Source organism: Tenacibaculum jejuense (assembly GCF_900198195.1).
GTDB classification, from domain to species: domain Bacteria; phylum Bacteroidota; class Bacteroidia; order Flavobacteriales; family Flavobacteriaceae; genus Polaribacter; species Polaribacter jejuensis.
This window is the reverse complement of record NZ_LT899436.1, coordinates 684,237-707,898: the sequence shown is the minus strand read 5'-3', so window position 1 is coordinate 707,898 and position 23,662 is coordinate 684,237. Positions and strand designations below refer to the sequence as shown.

General features: G+C 31.5%; 24 protein-coding genes. 5 read left to right on the top strand and 19 right to left on the bottom strand.

What is annotated here, in order from left to right; all coding sequences use genetic code 11:
* Positions 1-3: 3 nt before the first annotated feature.
* From AQ1685_RS03340 to AQ1685_RS03325, 4 genes are read right to left on the bottom strand one after another with little or no spacing between them, the layout of a single operon-like run.
* Positions 4-897, bottom strand: a complete 894-nt coding sequence (locus tag AQ1685_RS03340) for a hypothetical protein (RefSeq protein WP_095069432.1) — start codon at positions 895-897, stop codon at positions 4-6.
* Positions 898-938: 41 nt separating this feature from the next.
* The gene (locus AQ1685_RS03335; protein ID WP_095069430.1) at positions 939-1,382 is read right to left on the bottom strand and encodes a hypothetical protein; all 444 of its coding nucleotides are present in this window, start codon (positions 1,380-1,382) and stop codon (positions 939-941) included.
* Positions 1,382-4,045, bottom strand: a complete 2,664-nt coding sequence (locus AQ1685_RS03330) for a hypothetical protein (protein WP_095069428.1) — start codon at positions 4,043-4,045, stop codon at positions 1,382-1,384. The genes AQ1685_RS03335 and AQ1685_RS03330 overlap by 1 nt, the downstream gene beginning before the upstream one ends.
* A 4-nt stretch (positions 4,046-4,049) precedes the next feature.
* Positions 4,050-5,474 carry a T9SS type A sorting domain-containing protein gene (locus AQ1685_RS03325; RefSeq protein ID WP_095069426.1) on the bottom strand — a complete coding sequence of 475 codons (1,425 nt, stop codon included), beginning with the start codon at positions 5,472-5,474 and terminating at the stop codon, positions 4,050-4,052.
* Between the two features lie 514 nt (positions 5,475-5,988).
* Here AQ1685_RS03325 and AQ1685_RS03320 point away from each other — a divergent pair.
* Entirely contained in the window at positions 5,989-6,378 is a 390-nt protein-coding gene (locus AQ1685_RS03320) for a helix-turn-helix domain-containing protein (RefSeq protein ID WP_197697493.1), read from the top strand.
* A gap of 14 nt (positions 6,379-6,392) precedes the next feature.
* Here AQ1685_RS03320 and AQ1685_RS03315 read toward each other — a convergent pair whose 3' ends face one another.
* The 15 genes from AQ1685_RS03315 to mobA form a co-directional block, all read right to left on the bottom strand.
* Positions 6,393-6,635: a hypothetical protein gene (locus AQ1685_RS03315; protein WP_095069424.1), complete on the bottom strand. Its 243-nt coding sequence runs from the start codon at positions 6,633-6,635 to the stop codon at positions 6,393-6,395.
* A gap of 18 nt (positions 6,636-6,653) precedes the next feature.
* Positions 6,654-6,983 (bottom strand): hypothetical protein, encoded by a 330-nt coding sequence (locus AQ1685_RS03310; protein WP_157730069.1) that lies wholly within the window; start codon positions 6,981-6,983, stop codon positions 6,654-6,656.
* A gap of 190 nt (positions 6,984-7,173) precedes the next feature.
* Positions 7,174-7,353 (bottom strand): hypothetical protein, encoded by a 180-nt coding sequence (locus AQ1685_RS03305; protein WP_157730068.1) that lies wholly within the window; start codon positions 7,351-7,353, stop codon positions 7,174-7,176.
* 246 nt (positions 7,354-7,599) lie between these two features.
* On the bottom strand, positions 7,600-8,109 hold the full coding sequence (locus tag AQ1685_RS03300; protein ID WP_095069418.1) for a hypothetical protein: 510 nt from the start codon (positions 8,107-8,109) through the stop codon (positions 7,600-7,602).
* Positions 8,110-8,748: 639 nt separating this feature from the next.
* Positions 8,749-9,183 (bottom strand): hypothetical protein, encoded by a 435-nt coding sequence (locus tag AQ1685_RS03290; protein ID WP_157730066.1) that lies wholly within the window; start codon positions 9,181-9,183, stop codon positions 8,749-8,751.
* Positions 9,184-9,317: 134 nt separating this feature from the next.
* The gene (locus tag AQ1685_RS20440; RefSeq protein ID WP_197697492.1) at positions 9,318-10,085 is read right to left on the bottom strand and encodes a hypothetical protein; all 768 of its coding nucleotides are present in this window, start codon (positions 10,083-10,085) and stop codon (positions 9,318-9,320) included.
* A 38-nt stretch (positions 10,086-10,123) separates the two neighbouring features.
* The gene (locus AQ1685_RS03280; protein WP_095069414.1) at positions 10,124-10,855 is read right to left on the bottom strand and encodes a hypothetical protein; all 732 of its coding nucleotides are present in this window, start codon (positions 10,853-10,855) and stop codon (positions 10,124-10,126) included.
* Between the two features lie 34 nt (positions 10,856-10,889).
* On the bottom strand, positions 10,890-11,621 hold the full coding sequence (locus tag AQ1685_RS03275) for a hypothetical protein (protein WP_095069412.1): 732 nt from the start codon (positions 11,619-11,621) through the stop codon (positions 10,890-10,892).
* A 34-nt stretch (positions 11,622-11,655) separates the two neighbouring features.
* Positions 11,656-12,375, bottom strand: a complete 720-nt coding sequence (locus tag AQ1685_RS03270; protein WP_095069410.1) for a hypothetical protein — start codon at positions 12,373-12,375, stop codon at positions 11,656-11,658.
* Positions 12,376-12,429: 54 nt separating this feature from the next.
* On the bottom strand, positions 12,430-13,137 hold the full coding sequence (locus tag AQ1685_RS03265; RefSeq protein WP_095069408.1) for a hypothetical protein: 708 nt from the start codon (positions 13,135-13,137) through the stop codon (positions 12,430-12,432).
* 1 nt (position 13,138) lies between these two features.
* Positions 13,139-16,447, bottom strand: a complete 3,309-nt coding sequence (locus AQ1685_RS03260; protein WP_095069406.1) for a toxin VasX — start codon at positions 16,445-16,447, stop codon at positions 13,139-13,141.
* A gap of 14 nt (positions 16,448-16,461) precedes the next feature.
* On the bottom strand, positions 16,462-17,196 hold the full coding sequence (locus AQ1685_RS03255) for a PAAR domain-containing protein (protein WP_231970245.1): 735 nt from the start codon (positions 17,194-17,196) through the stop codon (positions 16,462-16,464).
* Positions 17,197-17,284: 88 nt separating this feature from the next.
* Positions 17,285-19,273 (bottom strand): conjugal transfer protein MobC, encoded by a 1,989-nt coding sequence (gene mobC, locus AQ1685_RS03250; RefSeq protein ID WP_095069404.1) that lies wholly within the window; start codon positions 19,271-19,273, stop codon positions 17,285-17,287.
* Positions 19,257-20,510, bottom strand: a complete 1,254-nt coding sequence (gene mobB / locus AQ1685_RS03245) for a conjugal transfer protein MobB (protein ID WP_095069402.1) — start codon at positions 20,508-20,510, stop codon at positions 19,257-19,259. Before mobB ends, mobC begins: the two co-directional genes overlap by 17 nt.
* Positions 20,495-20,914, bottom strand: coding sequence for a conjugal transfer protein MobA (gene mobA, locus AQ1685_RS03240; RefSeq protein WP_095069400.1), 420 nt, complete (start codon positions 20,912-20,914; stop codon positions 20,495-20,497). Before mobA ends, mobB begins: the two co-directional genes overlap by 16 nt.
* A 629-nt stretch (positions 20,915-21,543) precedes the next feature.
* Here mobA and AQ1685_RS03235 point away from each other — a divergent pair.
* From AQ1685_RS03235 to AQ1685_RS03220, 4 genes are read left to right on the top strand one after another with little or no spacing between them, the layout of a single operon-like run.
* The gene (locus AQ1685_RS03235) at positions 21,544-22,302 is read left to right on the top strand and encodes a ParA family protein (RefSeq protein ID WP_095069398.1); all 759 of its coding nucleotides are present in this window, start codon (positions 21,544-21,546) and stop codon (positions 22,300-22,302) included.
* Between the two features lie 2 nt (positions 22,303-22,304).
* Positions 22,305-22,559: a hypothetical protein gene (locus tag AQ1685_RS03230; RefSeq protein WP_095069396.1), complete on the top strand. Its 255-nt coding sequence runs from the start codon at positions 22,305-22,307 to the stop codon at positions 22,557-22,559.
* Positions 22,556-22,972: a DUF3408 domain-containing protein gene (locus AQ1685_RS03225; protein WP_095069394.1), complete on the top strand. Its 417-nt coding sequence runs from the start codon at positions 22,556-22,558 to the stop codon at positions 22,970-22,972. Before AQ1685_RS03230 ends, AQ1685_RS03225 begins: the two co-directional genes overlap by 4 nt.
* A gap of 3 nt (positions 22,973-22,975) precedes the next feature.
* On the top strand, positions 22,976-23,584 hold the full coding sequence (locus tag AQ1685_RS03220; protein ID WP_095069392.1) for a hypothetical protein: 609 nt from the start codon (positions 22,976-22,978) through the stop codon (positions 23,582-23,584).
* The last annotated feature ends 78 nt before the right edge of the window (positions 23,585-23,662 follow it).

Here is a 23,662-nt window from a genome sequence, read left to right as displayed (position 1 = left end):
ATATTATTCACTTTTAAATAAATCTAAACCATTATCTTTTAGATATTCTATATAGGGTGTAGGTATCTCTAAAAGAAAAGGTTTTTTTAAATCTCCATGAGATAAATCCTTATATCTTCTTTTATGAATTTTTGATAACCCTTTAAAGTATGCTCCATAACTTATAGAATATGTTACTTCTAAGAAAATTACTTCTTTATCATTTATGAGTTTTTGTAGTTCAAAATTATGTTCTTTAGGATCTAATGGATCAAAAGAAAAATGATTAATACTTGTTGTGGCATAATCTATCTTAGAAAGATACTCTTTGATCGTTTTTATATTATTGTTAAAAATAATTTCACTAAAATATGTTTGCCATACAAAAAAAGTATTACTTTCTGCTATAGCTTTTAACTTGGGAGGTTGTATATCTGAATTAAGAGATTCATTTTTAGTATAAATAATTTCCTTGTCAAAGTAAATATCATAACCTTTTCCAATAGTTTTGTTTTTTAAATAAGAGTTTTTTACATAAATAGAAATACATTTATTATTTGTAAAGCTGTCACTCTTGTAATGAAAAAAACCTTCCCAAACTTTTCCTATTTCACTTTTGATCCTTTGAAGATCATAATAATGACTTTTTTTATCCGCATAAATGACTATATCATTTACAGCGTTAAATTTAGGTTCTCTTTCTTCTTCTAAAATAGATGAAGAAAGTTGATCCCAAAAGCGTATTCTTTTTTTATTGAAAAAAACTTCATTGTCTTTCGTAAAATAGATACTATGATGTTTCTTTTTAAAATCAAAAGTATCTATGCCTCCTTTAGGAAGTGATATAGAATCTATTTGACTGAAGGAAATATTAAAACTTAATAAACTTACAACTGTAAATATGATATGTTTTTTCATCATTTTTTTAATACCAGCTTATTAATAAGCTGGTATTTAATTTAAGAATTGAAAATTTTTTCTTTTATATCACTGTATATATTAAAAATTTGTGATACCATACTTGTTAATTCTTGTTTCGATGAATATCTAGGTAAGTTGTATTTTTCTCTATTAAATGGAAGATTTAATTCTTCTGGAATGAAATCAAATCTATCTATTCCTTTTTTTTGGACTCCATTTTCTTTAATAAAAAGAAAACTTTCTATTATCCCACCTTTCAAAACCAAATGTAAATTCAAGACAATATCCTCTTTTTTATCTGTAATAGAAAAAAAACTACCATTGGAGTTATATTTGTGTTTAATCTCCAGAAATTCAAAGACTTCTTCATATAAACTAATATTATTTCCAGACATTATTTTTTCGAATTCTACTGAACTCTCACAAATCTTTTCATATCTGTTTGTAAAATTAATTTCTTGAAATATTCTTCTTAATTCCATTATTCAGCTAAATATATTATTTTAATTAAAACGTTATTTCTAGAATTAAAATCGCTCAAAGCTTTTTTAAATTCAAAACTATTTTCAAAAAAAGTTTTATTAGACAAAGGTATTTCTAAAAAGTATTCTCCTTCCAAAACTTTACCTTTAAAAAAATCTCCAAATTTTGGGGCGTTTATTGGTGCACCTTTAGGGTATTTAGTTATTAACTCTCGTAAATAGTTTTTAAAAGTACTAATTTTAATATTACTTAAAGTTGTTGCCTTTCTAGATATGATAGCAATTCCTGGAATATACGTATCTAATCTTTTTCCTCGTTTCCCATTAATTCCTTGTAAAGTAACTTCATTATATCGATATTTAAATGATGCTCTTTTATTGAAATCAATACCTCTTTTGAATAACGCTTTTACCTCTTCCCAATTTAATTTTCTTCCCTTTTTTTCAGATATATCTTTTAAAACTTCTCCACCTTCCTCTACAATATCGTCTGCAAGTTCTCCTCTTCTCAAGGCTTCATCAATACGTTTAACAATAGCTTCACCACCATATCTATTATATAGTGTAACTGTTGCCTCAGACATTGCCCTTATGACCTTTGTATAATATCTATTACCCTCTTTTACTACAATTCTCCACTGTTTTGTTCCTACTTTAATAATTCCACCAACAGCTTTAAAAATTTTCCCTCCTGCTAAATCAAGAATAAGCATACCTCCAGCTTTCCACCTAGATACATTTTGACCGTTAAAGTCTTCTCCAGTGATAACTATTTTTATGTCCTCTATTGGAAGTACATAACTTCCAATAAATTTAGCACCTTCTACCGCTCCTAACTCAAAAAGTGTTTCTAGTTCTTCTTTAGTACTTGTTGGGTGTTTTATCAGATATCTTGACCACTTTTTTTCTCCTTGAAGTTTAATGTAATGATATTTATAGTTACTAGGTTCTGTGGTGTTAAATACATTAAAGTGCCCATTTTTATCTAATAACAAACGATTTGGACTTTCTAAAACCCTTGAACCATCGGTCATTTGATACATATTGTAAATACCGTTAGTAGCAAAATGAGTGTACTCCTGATCTGATCTATTATTTAATTTTCCAGATTGTTGTCTGAATTTAAAGTTTAAATCCCTTTGAATTCCTCCTAGTTCGGTTTGTCCTTTTATATAATCTTTTACTTCTGGTAAAATAGAATTATTGACTGTATTTTGATCGGCTAATATTCGTAATCTATTAGCTTCATCAGTATTATTATACAGGTATTCTTTTTCATAAGAGTCTGTTATATTTAACTCTTCAATCATTTTTTGAACTAGCCCACCATTTCTAATATCTGTTTTTATAAATCTAGAAGATGGTACAATAGGTATTTCTGAGTTAGGGTCTCCATAAGAAAAATTAAAATCTCCTCCTAGTGCATTTCCATATTCACCTGTTGCACTTTCGCTTAATTCTTCTTGAATTCGTTTCTTATACTCTATTGCCTTACTAGCATTTTCATTCAACCATTCGTATTCATATTCATCTTTTATTCCAAGTCGTCTTACTAAGTAATCGACACTGTTGTTTGCTCCTAAAGCTGTATTGTTAATAAATTTTTTAAGCTCAGTTTGTTTTAACTGTTCATGTTTACTTTTTGACTGTGCAACATGTAAGGGAGAACTGTTATAATCTCTTTTTAAAATAAGTTTCCAATAATCTGGATGAAAAACAGACATATTTTCTGAATACTTAGCTTGGGCTAATCTTCTAATAAAGCTTTCGGTAGCAATATCAGATCGACCTGCAAATAATCCAAAAGCTCTCGCCAAATCACCGCTAACTATTGCAGGGGTTACATAGCCTCTTCTTTTAATTTGTTCAGTATGTATTAAATACTGCATCAAGCTTAAACGATCCCAATAAGATTGTCCATCATAAAAGTTAACTTTTTCCTTAGTAGCTTTATCCTTAATTTCTCCAATAAAAGATCGTTTATTAGTAACTTGATGTGTATATCCATGATAATGACTTTGCCATAATACATCAATAAAACCATTTAAAATTTTATTTCTTTCTCTATTAATAGCTCCTATATCATTTAGGTTTCTCAGTGGTATTCCATTAACCTTTATATCTGCGTATAATGAATTAACTGTATTTCCATTTCTAAGCTCTGATTCTCTCTGGCGTAAAGCACTCAAGCCTTTTAAACCTATTCTTTTTTTATTATCTGGTCCATGCCTTAATCCATCAAGAACCTTTTGGACTTTGGGTAAGTTTAATTGAATATTTAGGTTCTCACTTTCTCTAAACAGGTATGCTCTAGCATCTTCAAAACTTAAAAAATTTTGTCCATAATAACTACTTAGAAATTGCCTCATTCTATTGGTCTGTCTGTTGTACCAATCTCTTAAATTTCTACCTTCTGCATCTTCTATAGCTGCATTATTAATTAGTGCTCTACCTAAAGAACTGTCAAAAGTAAAATCAATATCGTTAGGTTCTGCACAGTTATTTCCGCATGGATTAGGAGGTACAATAATATCAAAATCACCTCCACCTATTGGATCAATAAAATCATTAGTGACATTAGAAGGTTCTAAAAATTGCCCCTGTATTGTAGTTATTCCAAAAATGAATAAAAACAGAATTATTTGTATGTATATCTTTTTCATGGTTTTACTTTTTTACGATGATTCTTGTTTTTCTTTCTCCATCAACAATTACAGCAATAACATATGCTCCTTTTTTTAACTGAGAAGCATTGAAGAAATAACGATGCGCTCCCTTACTTTGTAATTTTTCAGATGCTATTGTAGATTGAGTGCTCCCTGCTAAATCTGTGATTTGCACCTCTACATTAGCCTGTTTTTCTAAACTGTAAGAGATCACTAAATCATTTACAAAAGGGTTAGGGTATAGTTTGATAAAACTTTCTTCTTGTTCTGATAATGCCTTTAATACATCATCTGTTAATTCTTCTGTACTATTCTCAAATCCAACAACTTTTTTAAGTACAAATCGAGTTGGTACACCTGTTTCATTCCATGCTTTTATGTAAGTATCTAGTGTAGCTGTTAAATATTTATTTCCTTCGAATGATTTTAAATTTAGATCAGCAGATAATAAGTCATAATTTAATTCACTAGGAATAGAAGCCTTATATGTTAAATGAGGTAAATTAAGCTTCGTATTCTCAAAGTATAGTGTATTGTCTAATAGAATTATATCATCTTGAATAATCTGATTATTACTTGTTAAAGATGAAATTAAAGTACCTGTGTTCTCATCTTTATTGATCGTTAGTTCAATATCTATTTTATTAATGATATCAGTTTTAGACCAGTCCATTTGAACTAGTTTACCTTTCCATTTTCCTAATAACTGATTTTCAGTAACTGATACATTATTAGTGTTTGATTTGTTTACGGTAATTTGTTCTACTACATTTTTATGTTGTTCTGATACTTCGCTAGTAATACTTTGATTAGTACTATTATCAAATTCAGTTCCTAGTAGTTCATTAGCTTTTGAAATGTCTTTTGTTACTCCATAACCTTTTAAATAACAAATCCCTAGCCAATATTTAGCCATAGGATATTCGCTTTTTTCAAAGTATGTAATTGCTTTACTATAATCTTGTTCTATAGTACCTAAACCTTTTAAATACATATACCCAAGACTATAAGTAGCTTTGTCATTCCCTAGTTCGGATGATTTTTCAAACCATTTTCTTGCCTTATTATAATTAAGTTTACAGCCTTTACCATATTTGAAAAGTATAGCAAGGTTAGCCATAGCCAAAGGATTTCCTTCTTTTGAAGCTTCTTTGTAAAGATTGAAAGCCTTTTTATGATCTTTAGCTTTATTAGAACCTTCATAAATTTTAGCTAGTAGTAATTTTGAATACAAATGACCACTCTCTGCACAGGGTTTTATTAAATTAATAGCAGGTGTTTGATCATTTTTAGAACTCTTATCTTCTTTTAAAAAGATTAGAGCTTCATTGTAGTTTGAATCACATTTTGATTCTTTTTCTTGTGCCCATAAAGGCAGAGCAATAGTGAGCGATAGCAACACCATTGCAATTGTGGTTACTTTCATTTTCTATGATTTAATGATTAAAGGTTATAACTCATAAAGGATTATTTATGAGTTATTTAATTTGTGTGTATGCGTTGCGAAATTGAAATTATTTTAAGGAGAGTAGGTACGGGCGAGCCACACTTTTAGTGTGGGTCACCCGTACTTTTTAACCTGCACATACTTTTAAATATTTTCTAGTTATAATTATCACACATTAAAAAACAACCCAAGCATTTTATTTTGCTCGGGTTGAAGTCATTCAGGGAATAAAAGAATAACTAAAAAAGGGATTATATGAGATTCCCCTCCAAAAACAGCTCACCCCCAGCCCAACTAAAACTAGACCTCCGCTGTTATTCTTAACCTATCGATTAAGTAGAATTACTTTGCTACTAAATGTGATATTTTAATATACTGATCGTTTAATTTTAAATATATTTGTTAAGAGCACAACACAAATATACACACTTTGTTTGTTTTAAACAAACAAAAATAACACAAAGTGTGTTTTTTATTAATTCTTCATGCGATAATGACTGGTCAAGAAATAAGGCGAATAAGGAGAGAACTCAATAAAACACAGGAAGAATTTGCTAAAATAATAGGGGTTTCTAAAAATTCTGTACAACTATGGGAAACTGAAAAACGTAACCCTAGTTTAACTACGGTTAAATTAATAAAGGAAACTTACAGCAAATACTCTCAAATCTCAAACTCGAATCAAGGTGGAATAAACTTGGTTAAAGATGGTGTTGTTGTTAATTTAAGAGAAGTGGCTTTGTTTGTAGCAGACAATATAGAAGAATTAAAAAAGGAAAAGGTTTTCTATAATGCTCTTATTATTGAAGCACTAGAGCTTTTAAAAGAAGCACAGGATAGTGACGGTAATATTAACCCTGTTAAGTTATTAGCGAAACGTTAGTAGTAAAAACTGTTTTAAGAACTCGCTTTTATCGATACTTCAATTTTTTTATTTATTTTCAGGTAAGTATTTAAATCACTTAAATTTAGACTAATAGAAGATTTAATTAAATCTTTCTTTAGATTATCAATTTTTTTATGCTGTTCTTTAACTTTAGAGTCAATTAAATTTTCAAATTCTTTATTGACTTCTTTGGGTAATAAATCACCAAAATATTCTTTGATCCTTTCTAAATCTTTTCTTTCTAATTCTTTCATTTTCAGGTAAGATAGTTGTTAGTTTATTTCATCATGTAGACCTGATAGTAATTCTTTTTCATACGCTTCAATATTCTCTGTTTTTATATGCTTTTTAGCGGTTATAAAACTAAATGTTGAAAATGCATTAACCGCTTTTTGAAGCCTAACTCGTGTACTTTCTCTTGTATGTATAAATGAATTAAAAGTAACCGTTGAGACAAAACTTAAAACAACGATAGATATATAATAGAGTGGCTTAGGTAAATCTTGCCTATCCCAAAAAATCCATATAAACTGAAAAAAAGAACTCCATAAAAACAGAATAGCAATAATTCTAACTTGTATTTTAGGAGAATTTTTCTCCATAAATTTTGTAATGTATAATAGGACATTTGCACATGTAAAAAGGGAAATAGGCAAACCTATTACAAACAGAAAAGTCCTTAGATTATTAAATCCAAAGACATTCACTGTATCTTTTTTCGACAAAAAAATATGTATGTAAGGAGCAATAACACTAGTAAATATTATGATCCTTATTAAAGATATCATTACTTTATTTCTTCTTTTTCTTCCCTCTGTCATCTGGACTTTGGACTTCATCTTTGTCAATATATTCAGCTTTAAATTCAATGTTACTTTTTTCAGCTTGTGACTGCACTAATTCTTCAGAAGAATCTGTACAACTAGTTAACACTAACAAACTCATTACCATTATTGTAATTGCTTTTTTCATTTTTACTCTATATTTAAAATTAAACGTGAGTAAAATAAACAAAACTAACATATACAAGCAGTTATATGGAATTACAAACACCCTGAATTTGATCTAAGGGTTTACCCTGAAAGCCTAAGGGTTTTCCCTTAGAAAAAAGTTAAGAGATAACTAATATAAGAGTTGAAAGAAATAGCAATTACTTATAAATAACATTATCAAAAATGTTTTTTGCACTGTATTTATTGTGCTTAATTTATAGAAGAATTACAACCTAATAATTTCCCACTGGTTATTTTGTAGGCTTATATGCTGTAGCATTACCAATCCTTTTTCAAAACCTACGAAGTAGGCTTTGTACTTGTTCAAAATGTAGCGTTGAACACTATCCAATAAAGCAGTATCAGAATAATCAATACGATCTTGAAAATACATTGTTTCAGTAAAAAGGTTAGGCTTTTCAATATCTTTATATAAGAAGACATATAAAGTTCTATTATCGTCAGGATCTGCAACAATATCCATACGATAATCAAACTGAGCTTCCTCTTTTAACTCAAAATTAAAAACCACACCATAGATATTATTGACAATAAGTTTATCCGTGTCCTTTTCTATAACCTGAATCAATGGGGCATGCTTTTTTTGTTTTACAATATCCTTCGCAATCCAAGCTAGATTGGCTAATAGTCTCTGATTTTTAGTAAGCTCAGTATCTATGTATTCTAAAACAATTTTAAAATCAATGTTCCATGAGACATAAGAAGTATTTTCCATAACATATTAATTTAACTTACCAGCCTCCAACAATTAAACGTTCCTTTTGCTGCTCGATAGTTGCTTTAGGTTAAAACTTTCTAATTAAAATAGCTATTTAAATTTTTCGGCTTTTTGTAATACACTAATTTTTGAACAGTAACATAATCGGAGTTCATATATTTTTCTAAGAAAACATCAAAACGTATGTTTGGACTTGTTTTATAAACCTTATACTTTTTGTCCGAAAACTTTTGTTGTATCCACAAGTGCCTGTATACGTATGTACGACCTTCATCAATGTAGTGTGTCACATTTGTCTTTAACTTAATATTAGAGTAATCAAACTTTTTATTTAAATATGGGATTGTTCTCCGAAAAGTTATAGTCTGTTTTTCTCTTTCAAAAATGATTGATTTATGAAAAATTTTCTTTTTTGAAAGGTTAATTATGCTGAAAAATATAATTAAGCCAATCGTAAGAATTATTTCTGATAAGTCTTGGCTTTTATAACTTAAAATATTTATAAACAGAAAAAAGCCAAAGGTGAAAAGAAAAATTAAATCATAATAATATAACCTTCTTTCTGTAAAATTTAAAATAATTTTCTTTGATGTTACCAATTCCGCATTCACAGATTTATACATATCAATCATTAGTTTACTTTTTATAATTTCTGTTATTTAGCTCTTCCATTAATAGTAATACTTGACTTTCAAATTTATTCTTAGGCAAATATTGATTCTTATAATCATCTCTATCGTAAGAAATAGTAAAGCAAAGTATTCCTAGAACAACACAGTAAAACCAGAAATAATTAGAATAAATTATTTTCTTTAAATCTGTTATTGGAGCAGAGTGCAGTCCAACTAAAATTATCAGTAAGGGAATTGAATATAACATCCAAGTGTTATCTGTATCAAATTGAAATTTATTGTCAATTATTTTTAAGTACTTTGATTCATAGTAGTAATCTATAGAAGCACTCTCTGGATCAAAAGAAGTTTTCAGGTCTTCTCCTTCAATCCGTATATTTTGAAAACCCAAGGTAGATTTTGGAAATTTTCTTTGGATATCGACTATTATTCTATCCATATCATATTTTTTGTGTTCTAATATTTTACTTGAAATATTAATAAAAGCAGATACAACAAACGCAAAAAAAAGTATTGTTAATATTCTGTACACGGGAATATTTTGTAAATAGTCTTTCATATTTTAGAAATATTTTACCATCCCCCAATAATTAAACGTTCCTTTTGCTGTTCTGGTGTAGCTTCAGGAGTTTCAAACCTGCTTGGGTAAAGTGGTTTAGGGAAGCCTTCCGCTTTTCTACGTTCAAAGTCTTTTTTACGATAGGGGTCAAAGGCAGTACCAGGGGGTAATGGTCTGTTTTTATCCATATACCAACTATAAAATGAACGAACTTCACACAACCTTTTTATATTTTCGTTTGCGGTTTTGATATCAGCAACTTGAACAGATAGTAATGGTAGTGTAGTATTTGTCTTATTATGTTTAAAGAATAAGTGTTGATATCTACTATATTCACGAGAACCACATTCATCAGTATAAGTGGCTCTTTTATCTAGTCCTTCAAAAGCCTTTAATTCCGAAAACAGAACTTTTGTTTGTTCTTTATAAAAGTAATCCTTGGGATAAGAAATTGTTCCAGTTAATCTGTCTAGAACAATATTTTTAGGAGGGTTAAAATAATACAATGACCAATCCCAAAAACCAATCAAAAATGGTATTAAAGGCCAAACGAGAACATAAACATTGTCTTTTACAAAAGATAAACATATTAAAAAGAGGATAATTGCTAATACGAACATCATTTTAGCAAATGAAATATTATTTTTATTGATAACCAATAGTTTATCATCTAATCTTTGTACTGCACCTCTTTTATTGAATTTTATATCTTCATTGCTTAAAAAAAATTCCGTTTTTGGTTTACAAACAATAGCATGCTTATAATAAGTAATGTTTCTCATCTAATTAGATTACTATGCGAATTTTCAATTTATTTGTATTACCAACCCCCAATTTTTTTTCGTTCTCGTTGTTGAGCAGTCGTAGCTTCTGGAGTTTCAAACCTGCTTGGGTAAAGTGGTTCAGGAAATCCTTCTGCCTTTCTGCGTTCAAAATCATTTTTGCGATAGGGGTCAAAAGCATCTCCGGGAGGTAAAGGTCTGTTTTTATCCATATACCATACCATAAAACTCCAGTATTCCTCGGGATATCTACTATCCAAATCCCAAGTGTAATCGTATTTCCTATCCCTAATGCGTATTTTTTTACCTGTAGCTGCAAAGTCTCCTGATGTAGTCATAGTTTCAAACACGTGTAAAGAATCAAATTGTATGGTACGATGTTCTTTATTACCAAATAAACGAGGATAGCTGATTTTACCATTCAAACGGTCTAAAACTATTTCTTTTACAGGAGCCATATAATGCATGATTAAAAAAATAAGACTTACTAATAAAAATGGAGAAAGCCCAATGAAGAAATTTATTAAAAATTTATTTTTTTCATAACTAAAAGAAACTAGAGTTATAAAAAAATTAATTCCTAAACCTCCAAAAAAAGCTATTTTCGCATTTAGCATAGCACTAGATGCATTTTTTACAAAGAATTGATCATTGGCTTCCTGTATCTGTAAACGCTCTCCTGGGCTTATGACCCCCTTAGATATAGAATGATATCGAATAGGGTGACGTATCACTTTTTCTAAAGGTTTATTTTTCCAAAAACTACTCATTACTTAAGGTTTTGAAGTGGATATGCTTTTAAAATTACCAACCTCCAATTTTTTTCCGTTCTTTTTGTTGAGCAGGGGTAGCTTCTGGAGTTTCAAACCTGCTTGGATAAAGTGGCTTAGGAAAGCCTTCTGCTTTTCTGCGTTCAAAATCGTTTTTGCGATAAGGGTCAAAAGCATCTCCAGGAGGTAAAGGTCTATTTTTGTCCATATACCATACCATAAAACTCCAGTATTCCTCGGGATATCTACTATCCAAATCCCAAGTGTAATCGTATTTCCTATCCCTAATGCGTATTTTTTTACCTGTAGCTGCAAAGTCTCCTGATGTTGTCATGGTTTCAAACACATGTAAGGAATCAAATTTTATGGTACGGTGTTCTTTATTACCAAATAAACGAGGATAGCTGATTTTACCATTCAAACGGTCTAAAACTATTTCTTTTACAGGAGCCATATAATGTATGATTAGGAAAATAAGACTAACTAATAGAAATGGAGAAAGCCATAAAAAAAAATTTATTAAGAATTTATTTTTTTCAGAACTAAAAGAAACTAAAGTTATAAAAAAATTAATTCCTAAACCTCCAAAAAAAGCTATTTTGGCATAAACCATAGCACTAGATACATTTTTTACAAAAAATTGATCATTGGCTTCCTGTATCTGCAAACGCTTTCCAGGTCTTAAAATCTCTTTAGAAATATAGAGATAGCCAATTTTATGCCGAATTACTTTTTCTAAGGGTTTATTTTTCCAAAAACTACTCATTACTTAGGATTCTGAAGTGGATATGCTTTTAAAATTACCATCCACCAATAATTAAACGTTCCTTTTGCTGTTCTTTTGTAGCTTCAGGAGTTGGAATATTACTTGGGTATAAAGGTTTTGGAAAACCTAATTTCTTTCTACGTTCAAAGTCTTTTTGACGGTAAGGGTCAAAGGCTGTACCAGGAGGTAATGGACGGTTTTTATCCATATACCAAACATATAAACTCCATTCCTCATTTGGATTACCGTAAGTGATTGTTTGTAGAAAATCAAATTTTCTAGGTTTGAATGTATTTACAAATTTTAGATATTCGCGTCCTACTGCACCATCGATCTCTCCGCTAACCGATATTACTGCTTTTAAATCTTTAAAATTACCTTTTAATGGTGGCAGATAAAAAAAATCAGGATAAGTAACTACACCATTCAAACGATCTAGTATTAATCGCTTCTTCTTTTTATCAGCTGTAAATGAATAGATGATTAAAAACAAACCAATAATAATTAACAAAATTTCAAACCAATCCCTCCTAAAAACGAAAGGTTCATTTGTACCAAAAAAATAGAATAAACAATATCCAATTGCAAGAAATCCAAAAAAAGAAGTTACTGATAGAATTGTTGAACGATCGTAAACATAAAATTGATCATCTGCTTTTAAAATAAGAGTTCCTTTATTAGGGTACACCCTTTCTTTATTAACCAAAGTTGGCTTTATAGAAATCTTGAAAGGCTGCTCATGTTTATTACTCATTGGCTGGATTGTAATAGTGTATTTATCTTAAAAAACTCAATATTAAATCAATACTTACCATCCACCAATAATTAAACGTTCCTTTTGCTGTTCTGGTGTAGCTTCAGGAGTTGGGATATTACTTGGATATAAAGGTCTAGGAAATCCTAATTTCTTTCTACGCTCGAAGTCTTTTTGTCGGTAGGGGTCAAAGGCTGTACCCGGAGGTAATGGGCGATTTTTATCCATGTACCAAACATATAAACTCCATTCTTTATAAGGGTCTTCGTAGCTTAAGGTTCTTTGAACATCAAACTTACGAGGTTTAAATGTATTGATGACTTTAAGGTATTCTGTAGGGGAGTAACCGTCAATGTCTCCACTAACACCAATCACTACAATCAATTTACTAAAAGGACCAACTAATGGTTTTCCCAAAAAGGAATCGGGATAGGATATAATACCATTTAATCGGTCTAAAATTAATTGAGCGTTTTTTTTCTTTTTGAAAATACCATTAATAATCAATAAAAAACCAATAATCATAAGGGTATATTCGAAAAGAGAAGGAACACTAAACACCTTAAAAGGGTAAGCAATCCATATTCCCCCAAAAAACATAATAATCCCTATTGCAAAATTAGCCCATTTTACTTGAGTTCTATCTTCAATAAAAAAAGCATTATCCGCTTTAAAGATTACTGAACCTTTTGTGGGTTTTATATGTTCCATTGGAATTTCTCTAGGTATTTCCAAAATGCGATGTTCACGTCCTTTTCCCATATCAACTGGTTAATTTATCAATTTTATCAGCATCAACAATGGTTACAGGATAGCCTTTTCTATTAATTTTTAGGGGACTGTAATTACTATGTTCGGTAACTTGATGTACTACACCTTGTAAAGGTGAATAAGAATGCTTGGAAATGGTATTATAGGTCAGCGCATTTAAGCATAAATAACGCCCAATACCTTTATGAGATAGAGGGATATACTCATCTTTACTTGAAATAAGTCTGCATAGTACTAATACTTCTCCTTTTTCATAATGTGTTCCTTGATAAGCACCTGGAATACCAAACTCAAACTCGCAACGACTAGGTTGTTTCTCTCCAATAAAGCGTCTTTTATGGTCATTAATTACCTGATAAATAAAAGTTGTAATTTCTTCTCGGTGTGGTTCATTAGATAATTTTGGATTCCCTATGCCATTGGGATAAAACCATACTTTAAAATCTAATTCTTCAAAAGTTTCAAAATATTGAAAAAATTGGACAGAACCTTTAAAGCGTGTAGCATATCCATGTTTAGTATTTTCATCTTTGGTTTTATAAGTAACTATGGGATTCAACTTTAAAAGCCCAGGTGTGATGATATCAAATAAAGCTATATAAGCTGTTTCAAAATCAGTGAATTTTTGGTATTGTGTATTTTTTGTAAATGCAATAGAAGCTTCTGTTACGGTTTTAGTACGCAATTCATACAATCGCTCTACAAATTTATAAGGTAGTTCCGTTGATTCAGGATTAATAGCTACATTACTCAAAGGGAAATTTTTAAAATAAGCTTCAATTTCAGAATCCGTAAGGTAAATTGCTATCCCACAAACCACGATTAACACCCCTCCAATAACAGCCATTGGCCAAAATCCTATGGAGAAAAAGGCTGCTCCTCCAAACTCTGCTATCAACCCCGAAAATTCTGCTATAGCTAAGGTAGTTCCAAGTCCTGTGGCTACCGTCCATGCCGCCGCCGCATTATAATCATGGGATATTGAACGTTGATACACATCCTTTGCATTAACCGCAACTGTAATTGAAGAACTTAATAGTTTTAAACTTTTTCCAAATACCTTAAAAAACTGAGCCGTTCCTTTACTCATCTTATTTTGAATCCTACTATTTTCTAAAAACTGGTATGTAGCTGCTCCTAGTTTAATACCTGCTCCATATAAATATCTTTTATCACCTTCCTTTTTATTCTTTTCATCCTCGTTATATTTTTCAATAGCAAACCCAAGACTAATTACTTCAAACAGTAAGACTAACCCAGCAAATTCAGGACTTTGTATTAACCTACGCACCTCATTATGGTGTTTTTTAGGGATATTTTGAAGTTCAATTTCTAAGACTTCATTCTGTACTAAAGCATCCATTTTTCTACGGGCAACGTCCCCCATATTGCGATGGATGGTATTTTTATACGCTAAGTATGCTCCTTTTGTTTCGTATGCATTATCAAATTCAATACGCTGAAACTCTACCTGATGTTGTTGCATATAAGCATCGAGGTTAATATCTCGATATCTAATAATGGCATTTCCCGTTTTAAAATCTCTAAACCAAGAAATTCGACTTTTAATAACTTCGTATTTAGACAAGATATCTCCATGCAAAAAATAAGCCTTACCTATTTTTCCGCTAGCACTAATCATTTTCTTTAAAAATCCATGATGTTGCTTAAAATGTTTTTCATGAATTTCACCAGTAGCATCCATCACTTGTGTAGCTTTGACAAAATCTGTGGAGTTTGTATTTAGCGTACTTGCAATTTTCTGCAACCAAGTATCATTTTGAGGCTTATATTCGCTGACCAAATCCCAATCACGATCATAATAATTGGGATAATGCCCTAATACAATAAGGTGTTCTGCAAAAATTTCTTTCGCAGCTCCCAAACTGATTACATCTACATCGGTGAATTGGTCAAAGAAATCTTGATAATAATCGGATGCTATCAAATTACCCAAATCATCACGATAGGTGTTAATAATAGCACGCTGTTCTCTTCTTTCTTCAACTGCTAGAATTTTATAAATCTTTTCTTTACTTATCCCTTTTTCAATAGTGTATTCACCTTCGGGGTCTTCATAGGCTTCTATATTAGTAGCTGCATAAGGATTATAACCAGAGCTTTTTATTCGATGCTTAATTTTATGTTTGCTATGTTTCTTCTTTAAGTCAGGGTTGTCGTATACAAATCGATAAGTCGTTGCAGCTAAGGCATGCATATATTTTAGTTGGTTTGCTTTTTCACTTTTGTCAAATTTTATTGCTTCACCTTTAACAATTTTTTCGAAAAGTTCTGTATCAGGTTTTGCTGTTTGACAGGATAGCATTATCGCCTTCAATCGATCAATTTCCCGATCTATACCTACACAAATATCGTCAGCACACCCTATGGGGTCGTCAAGGGTGATAAACATATCTTCGTATAAGGTGTTTTCTCCTTCTTCATCTTGCCTTTTTTCTTCACCTGCAATATTGTGGAGGATATTCCCGTATTTGTAAGCCATAGGATTGCTCCCCTCTACAACGATATGCGTGTTATTGTAGTGGGTTACGGCAATATCGTTGGAATCCTCATTAACAGAAATCCCTTTACACAAGACTTTAGTAGGGCAACGTTGGTTTCGCTTTTGGGTATCATTTAATAATTCTTCAACATAGGCAGCACTCCATTGTACTGGGGAATAGGCAAAACAATAGGTTTGGTCGTCTCTGTCAAGGATTTTATAGAACCTTCCTTCACCTTCATTAGTGCGCTTATCTAGGTATTCCCCATTTTCTTTGTTTTTAGCCCAATCAATTTCATAGATCATTCCATAGTCATCCACCCTAAATTCCTTAAAATCATTCAAAGGATTATTTTCATTAATCATATACACATAACCTGCTCTTAGCGGTGTTCTAGCGATATTATAATTGTTGGTATTTGGAATATCGGCATTGATAATGACTTCATCCAAATGGATGGAAGGTTCTATAATAGGCTGTTCACGATTGGGTTCATTTTCAGGTTCGTTTCTAACTTTAGCAACAACAGATTTTTCGTTAGCATCTACAAAAATGGAACGATAATATGCTGCACTATCAGGAGAGGTATAACTTTTAGTAGGTGCTGATAAATCGCATGTAGTATCAAATAAACCGTATCGCAAAAAGTGCAGGGTTATACCGTTTTTTTCAACATTTAATAGGGGTTTTTCGTTGTCGTAGACGATTCCGTTATGTTCTACATGAAACGTATATTGCGCAATAATTTGCTTAAACTCTTTCTGTTGATTTTCTTCTAAAGCTAAATTTTCTTTCACGATGATGATAGGCTTTAAGCAGTTTGTCTGTTATTGGATGGGTCATTTTCTTGTTCAGAGTCTTCTATTTCCCATTCTACGGTTACTTTCTTATTTTCAACTGTTCCTGTAAGCTCTATTATCTGAGCTTCTTCATCTTCATTTTTAGGAGGGGTTTTCACTTTTATAGATGCAGTTTGTCCATCAGGTATATTCTGCACATCAGCGATTAAAGTAACTACTTTTAGCTGTTTTCGATCACGAACAATAGTTTCTTCTTTTACCCATTTGTAATTAAACACTTTAGGTTCTCCCTCATTGTCTTGTGCAGCTTGTTTAATTAAGGCTTGATTTACAATTGCCTCATTGAGTTTACTACCATGACCCGCTAAGTAAGCTAAAACTTTATTTTTTGTGTCAATGTTAGGAAAATCTATATCCTCAACTGGCATAGTAACTATTTTTGTAGGTTTGTTACCTGTAATAAGTGCATTAGCTTGACCAGATGTTAGAAAACCGCCATGTGAAGTCATACAGCCTACATAAGCAATAGGTTTGCCACCTACCAACACATTAGCATCTCCTTGGATTATCGTGGCAATCATCCCTGTACCTGTACAAAGTACTTTATCACCCATCCGAGCTACTGGACTATCATTTAATAATACAGTTGTACAACCTGAGATTACTGTCCCTCCAACGTGTGGTACAGTTCCAGATACCATAGGACAACTATGTGTATCGCCTACTGTAACAATCATTTTTGCCATTACTTTTTCTTTTTTCGATCATAAATATAAATAAAACACAGATTTAAAGGGCTATACATAACTTTTTATTTAAAATTAGTTTTGTTAGTTATTCTAAGCTTGGATCATTCTCGATACGTTCCAATTCTAACAAAATAATATTTTCTACATCTGCTTTTACCTGTCGGTAGTTTGCATTAATTTGTTCCTCCATGGTATCATTTCCATCACTATCTAAAAACGAAATAATTTCGGGAATAGGTTTATATTGTTTTGTTTCTTGGGTAAACTTATCCACATCTACAACAATTTCAGAATGAAAAATCTTTTGTTCGATACGTTCATCAAAATTGTCTGAAACTGCACCAACAAACATACCTTGTGTAAGATTGGATATTTTACTTGGTGGAATCAAGCTATCCATTTGAGTAGAAATAGAAGTGGATTTATCTTGCCTGTTAATGGTCATCGATTGCCTTTTTTGCAGTACTTTACCAAAACGTTCCGATAAAGTTTTAGCAGTTTCACCAACGACCTGACCACTAAAAATATTCCCTACGGTATTTTGAATTACTTTGCTTTCCTTGTCACCATAATCCCTTGTCAACTGTGAATAATCTTGAAAACCCAAACAAACTGCTACCTTATTACTACGAGCTGTAGCAATTAAATTATCTAAACCTCTAAAATAAATGGTAGGTAATTCATCTATAATTACTGAAGATTTCAATTGTCCTTTCTTATTAATCAATTTTACAATTCTACTATTGTACAAACCTAAAGCAGCAGAGTAAATATTTTGACGATCAGGGTTATTCCCGACACACAAGATTTTAGGAGCTTCTGGGTTATTGATATCCAATGAAAAATCATCGCCTGTCATTACCCAATATAAGGCAGGACTTATCATTCTGGATAATGGAATCTTAGCACTGGCAATTTGCCCTTGTAATTGATCTTGTGCCCCTCCTTCCCATGCATCTATAAACGGAGAAAGATAATTTTCTAACTCTGTGTAACTTCTTAGAATTGTAAATATGTCTGTATACTTTTTGTTGAGCAGTTCTATGGCATGGGGGAATGTGCAATATTTCCCATTTTCATAGATTTTCAGATACCAAATAATCGAAGCCAATAAAATAATAGGACTTTCCACAAAAAAGTCTCCTTGCTTTTGTATCCATGTTTTATTCAAATTGAGCATTATCGTGTAGGCACTCTCATAGGCATCCGAAATGTCCGTCATAAACATAGGATTGATCGGGTTACAACGGTGGCTTTTACGAGGATTATCAAAGTTGATTACATAGAATTTTGGAGGTATTTTATACTTATCTGTATGCTTTAGTAAATGATTATAAGCGATAACCGATAGGTCATCAAACTTAAAATCATAGATATACATCGAAAATCCTTTTTCTATTTGTTGCTTGATGTAGTTATTTATAACAGCAAACGATTTACCAGAACCAGGAGTACCCAAAACAATAGTTGCTCTAAATGGGTTTACAATATTAATCCATCCCTCATTCCATTTCTTTTTGTAGTAAAATCGAGTAGGTAAATTGATAGAATATTCGTTTTCTAACAACCGAGTTTCTTGCATGAAACTTTCGTTTTCAAGATTAAAAACATCATCCATTAGATGGTGCTTAAATAATCTACTCATCCAAACACCTGCCATTAGCAAGCCAATATATCCAATACTTAACGTGGAAATATAAAATATAGCGATTTGCAATTTGGGTAATGAAACCTGTAATAACCAATAATTGAAAAAGAAAAATAGTAGTCCAATTACCAGTGCAACATTAATCTTTGTCCATGTTATTTTTTCTTCTTTAATTCCCTTAGTCCCTAAACAAGATAAGCTTAGAAATACCAGTGAAAATAATTTAGTCCATAGTAAGGACGAAAACAATCCTGTATCACGTTGAAAGTTCCATAAAATTCGATCTACAGTTGAAATAGTAAATCCCCATTGTTTGAATGTTTCATAACAAAACCAATAACAATGTATTACCACAAACAGAATACTGATTGCTCTCATAAATTCCATTGTTTTGGCTAATCCTCTAATATCATCTTCGTTTTGCATCTTTTCTATTTTTACGTTTTTTCTTTACTTTTTTCATATCGTTTTCTTCGGGAACATCCGTTGGTAATAAACCGCCTAAAGATTCCATAACACCAGCATTAAAAAGAGGCATTGCCTCTGCTGTAAGTTCATTTTCTACATACTCTACATGTTGCGTTATAGGTTTTTTTGCATTGGCTGTTGAAGTGATCTCCTTTTCTTCATTCCAAAGGCGATGAAATACATTAGCCGAAAGGTCTTTTCCTAATCGAGAACCATTTAATACTGTTTTAGAAGTATGATCTATAAAACTGATTCCATAAATTCTACCCTCATCATTCTTTCGAACGAACATTGATATTTTATTGTCCTGTAAATACTTTCTAAAGCGATCTTGATCTGGATACTTTTGTATGCCATCACGCACCAATTTTCGTAATTGTTTTTGAGGCTTTTTGGTATCAATAAAAGTTTTAGACTTTTTAAATTTTCGTTCTAAATCTGCTAAACCAACAGGTAGCGTGAAACGAGAAGATTTAAACGGATTACTTACTTTTTCTCCTACATCATTTGTAGCGAAATAGACTAATCCTCGTTTTTCTTTTCCGTGAATAATTCCACGAACTTCCTGTGCAGTTATATTGAAGAAAGACAATAACGCTTTGTATTCTCCTAATGTTTGAAACTTGTAGTTTTCATTTGCAAATCTGAGTACTGAAGTTATTTGTCGTTTTACATTATCTTGTTTATTATCTACTTTTTGTAATGGAACATCTTTTTGTTCAATCGAATCAATAGCAGAAGTAAGCTTGAACTTTTTCTCCAATTTTCGGCAAACATTCATAGAACGCACCTTCTCAAAACTATCTGAAATACGCTTTCCATATTCATCTACACAAACTGAAACTATGTGGATATGGGCACGCCCAGTATCGGTATGTTTAAATACCACGTAAGGCTGCTCACCATATCCCATTTCCTGCATATAATTGTCCGCTAATTCACTAAAACGTTCATCCGAAACTATATCATTAGGATTTGGGTTTAAAGAGATATGTAATATTGGTTTTTCAGTACGATTGTTAGCTATCAAATAAGGTTCAAAAGAACGTTCCAACAGAGGTATAGTAAAAGCTCCTGCCGAGGGATGTATCATTTTATGACTATGTACAATATTCCCTTGGTCTTTTTCAATCTTTTCATGGTTGTATATTAATACTCCCATTAAGTGATTTCCACGCCCTATTTTTGCAACCATTTTTCATCAAATTTTTGAATCAAACGGGTGATTTTTTCAATAATAGCGATCAACGCTACGGTCTGCTTTTTTAATTTTTCCAGTAAAAACTTTGCCCTCTTTTCAGAAAAATTGGTATGTAAGGCTTTTACAACTTGGTTGTAATTCACTCCAATAGCTCTAAATTGAGCATACAAGGCTGTTAGTTTTACATAGAAATCATGTGCTGATTTATCTATAGTTACAACTCTAATCTCTTTCTCAAATAGAATTGCACGGATAAATTCAGCTTTGGTTACTACTCCTGAAATATCAAATCGTTTTAAAAACGCTGCATTTTCTTCTGCATTTAACCGAAATACATAGCGATATACTAGAGGGTCTTCTTTGGGTTTACGCCCTTTTTTAATTTGTTTTTCCTTCATTTTTAATTCGTTTTAAGTAAAAATTCCATTCATCTATTTCCAAAATCCACGACTTCGGAGGGATTTTAAACTCCGTAGGACAAGTTTGTAATGAGAGGCACAAAAGCATTTTTGAGGCACTCATTACACAACTTGCTCTGTTCCGCTGAACAGTTTTCAATTAGATTTTGATATGGTGATATGACATCACCAATACTAGAACTTGCTATCACAAATTAAGAGCGAACAAACGGTTGTAACACTATGGTAACCAGCGACAAAAAGCGTCACCAAAAGCCATTAACAACCACAAAATGAAATCCTTAAAAAAATGAAGTAAAACCGTTGTTTTTTTGATGTAACGACGTAGAGCCGTATAGCCAGCTAAACAGAAATACCGTTGATCATTTAGTTAGGCGTGAGCATAAAAACATCACTAGCCAATTAATTATTTGAATAATAAGTCAATCATGCAACTAGAGGTAGCTACTACTAGCCGTACAAAAAATTAGCTAGCTGAGCGCATGAGTAATTAGCTAAAAGGAATACTGGTCAGTCAACTAGCTAATTGTATAACGAGCTATATGTATCACTAGCTAGCTAGATAATTATACAACCATATAAACTTATAAACCGTAAAATTTTAACCAATGAAAAAAGAACCATTAAAAATCAGTTTTTCATCTCAAAAAGGAGGTGTAGGGAAAAGTGCAATTACTGTACTGACTGCTGCAATGCTACATTACAAAATGGGATATCAAGTTGTAATTTTCGATTGTGATTTCCCGCAACTTAGTATTGCTAAACAACGAGAACGTGAGTTAAAAGCGATTATGGAAAATGATCATTTTAAACGAATGGCACACACACAATTTTCAAGTTTAAACAAAAAGGCATATCCCATCATTTCCTGTAATGCAGATACTGCTTTACAAGAAGCAAAACAGTTTTTAGATAATAGTGCCATACATTATGATTTTGCCTTTTTCGACTTTACAGGAACAGTGAATTCTACAGGAATATTACAAACCTTACTTGGAATGGATGCCATTTTTTCTCCGATGACTGCGGATCGATTAGTCATGGAAAGTACCCTTTCGTTTTCGCAAGTAATGGCACAAATATTTGCGAGTAAACCAGATAAAAAAGGCTTACATCTATTTTGGAATATGGTGGATGGTCGAGAAAAATCTACCCTCTATGATACTTATGAAAAGGTTATTAATGAGCTTGAGTTACACAAAATGCAACATTACTTTTCAGATAGCAAACGCTTTCGAAAAGAGCTTCCAGAAATTGGTAATGGATTGGTATTTCGTTCCACACTCTTTCCTCCTCACAACCGTTTAATTAAATCTTCTCGTTTAGACGCTTTTATCAATGAATTTTTACATCTATTAAACCAATAGCTATGGGAAATACAGATTGGGAACAAGCTAGGGAATATGTGTTAGAGTACTACCCTAAAGCGGTTTGCTTTAAATACAGAAAAAATGTCTTTGCGATTTTTTCAGATCGAAATCTCACAAATGCAAAGCAGTTATCGAGAAATATAAATGAACAGAAAACTGCCATTAATAAAGGAATGGCTTGGATAGAAGCTAAACAAGTTTTAGAACAAGTGAATGAACTTTCTTATGCCTCACCTAAAAATGACTTAAAATGAAAAAAGATAAAACACCGATAGATGAAAAGGAATTAATGGAAATGATGGCACATTCATTTTCAGAAGATAGAAAAGTTCCTAAAGCGGAAGAAACAAAAGAAGAACCTCAAAAACCTCAACCTAAACCCAAGTCCAAAACGAAACAAACAGTTAAGACGACTGTAACTTCTAAAAAAGAGACAAAACCCTATCAGGAAGTGTTTTTACAAAAAAGTCATTTAATTGCACGTAATGGAAAAGCAATATACATCCGTCCTGAATTTCACGAACGCTTGTTTAGAATTACCCGAGTAATTGGAGAAAATAACATGTCTATATCTAATTATTTAGACAATATTTTACAACATCACTTCTCAGAATTTGAAACTGAAATCAAGAAACTATTTAAAGACAATTTTAAACCCATTATATAAATTATGGAACAGTATACCCAAGTTGTAATCTTATTACTATTAATTGTTCTATTAGTGGATCGATTTTATAATAAATCAACCTCTGCTAAACCTCCTAAAGAAAAGTCAAAACTTAAACCGAGTAATAGTATCATGGGTGAGAGTAAAGAGGTTCTAAAGCAACAAGAAGTTAAAAAAACATTAGTGGACAGTCCCGATAAATCAATTGACAAAACGGAAACACAGAAAATAATTCCTACTGAAGATTTAGATACTATTTTTAATTCATCGCCTTCTAAAGATAATGATGTCTCTGATTGGGAAGAACTAAAGGAAGAAGAGGAAGAATTGAAACCTCATTTTTCTAATCAAACAGATCAAGATTTTAATACTGGATTGAGTTTTGAAGAATTACAAAAAATAGCCAAACTCTTAAATCAAAAAGAACTCACAAATGATACCTTGCCTGTAGCCATGAAAATTGAAAACACCGAATTATTGGAAATACTAAATGAGAAAATTCCTAAAGCACAACAACATGTTTCTGATTTATTAAATACGCATTTAGCTACTCATAGCAGTTCTAAAATAAATGATGACTGGCGTGATTTTGATATTGGGGATTTTGTGTAATTCTACTTTTGGAATTTGCTCGTTTAGTATTTCTTATTACTATCGTTAAAATAATTTTACTGATTGGCAAATTTTGAG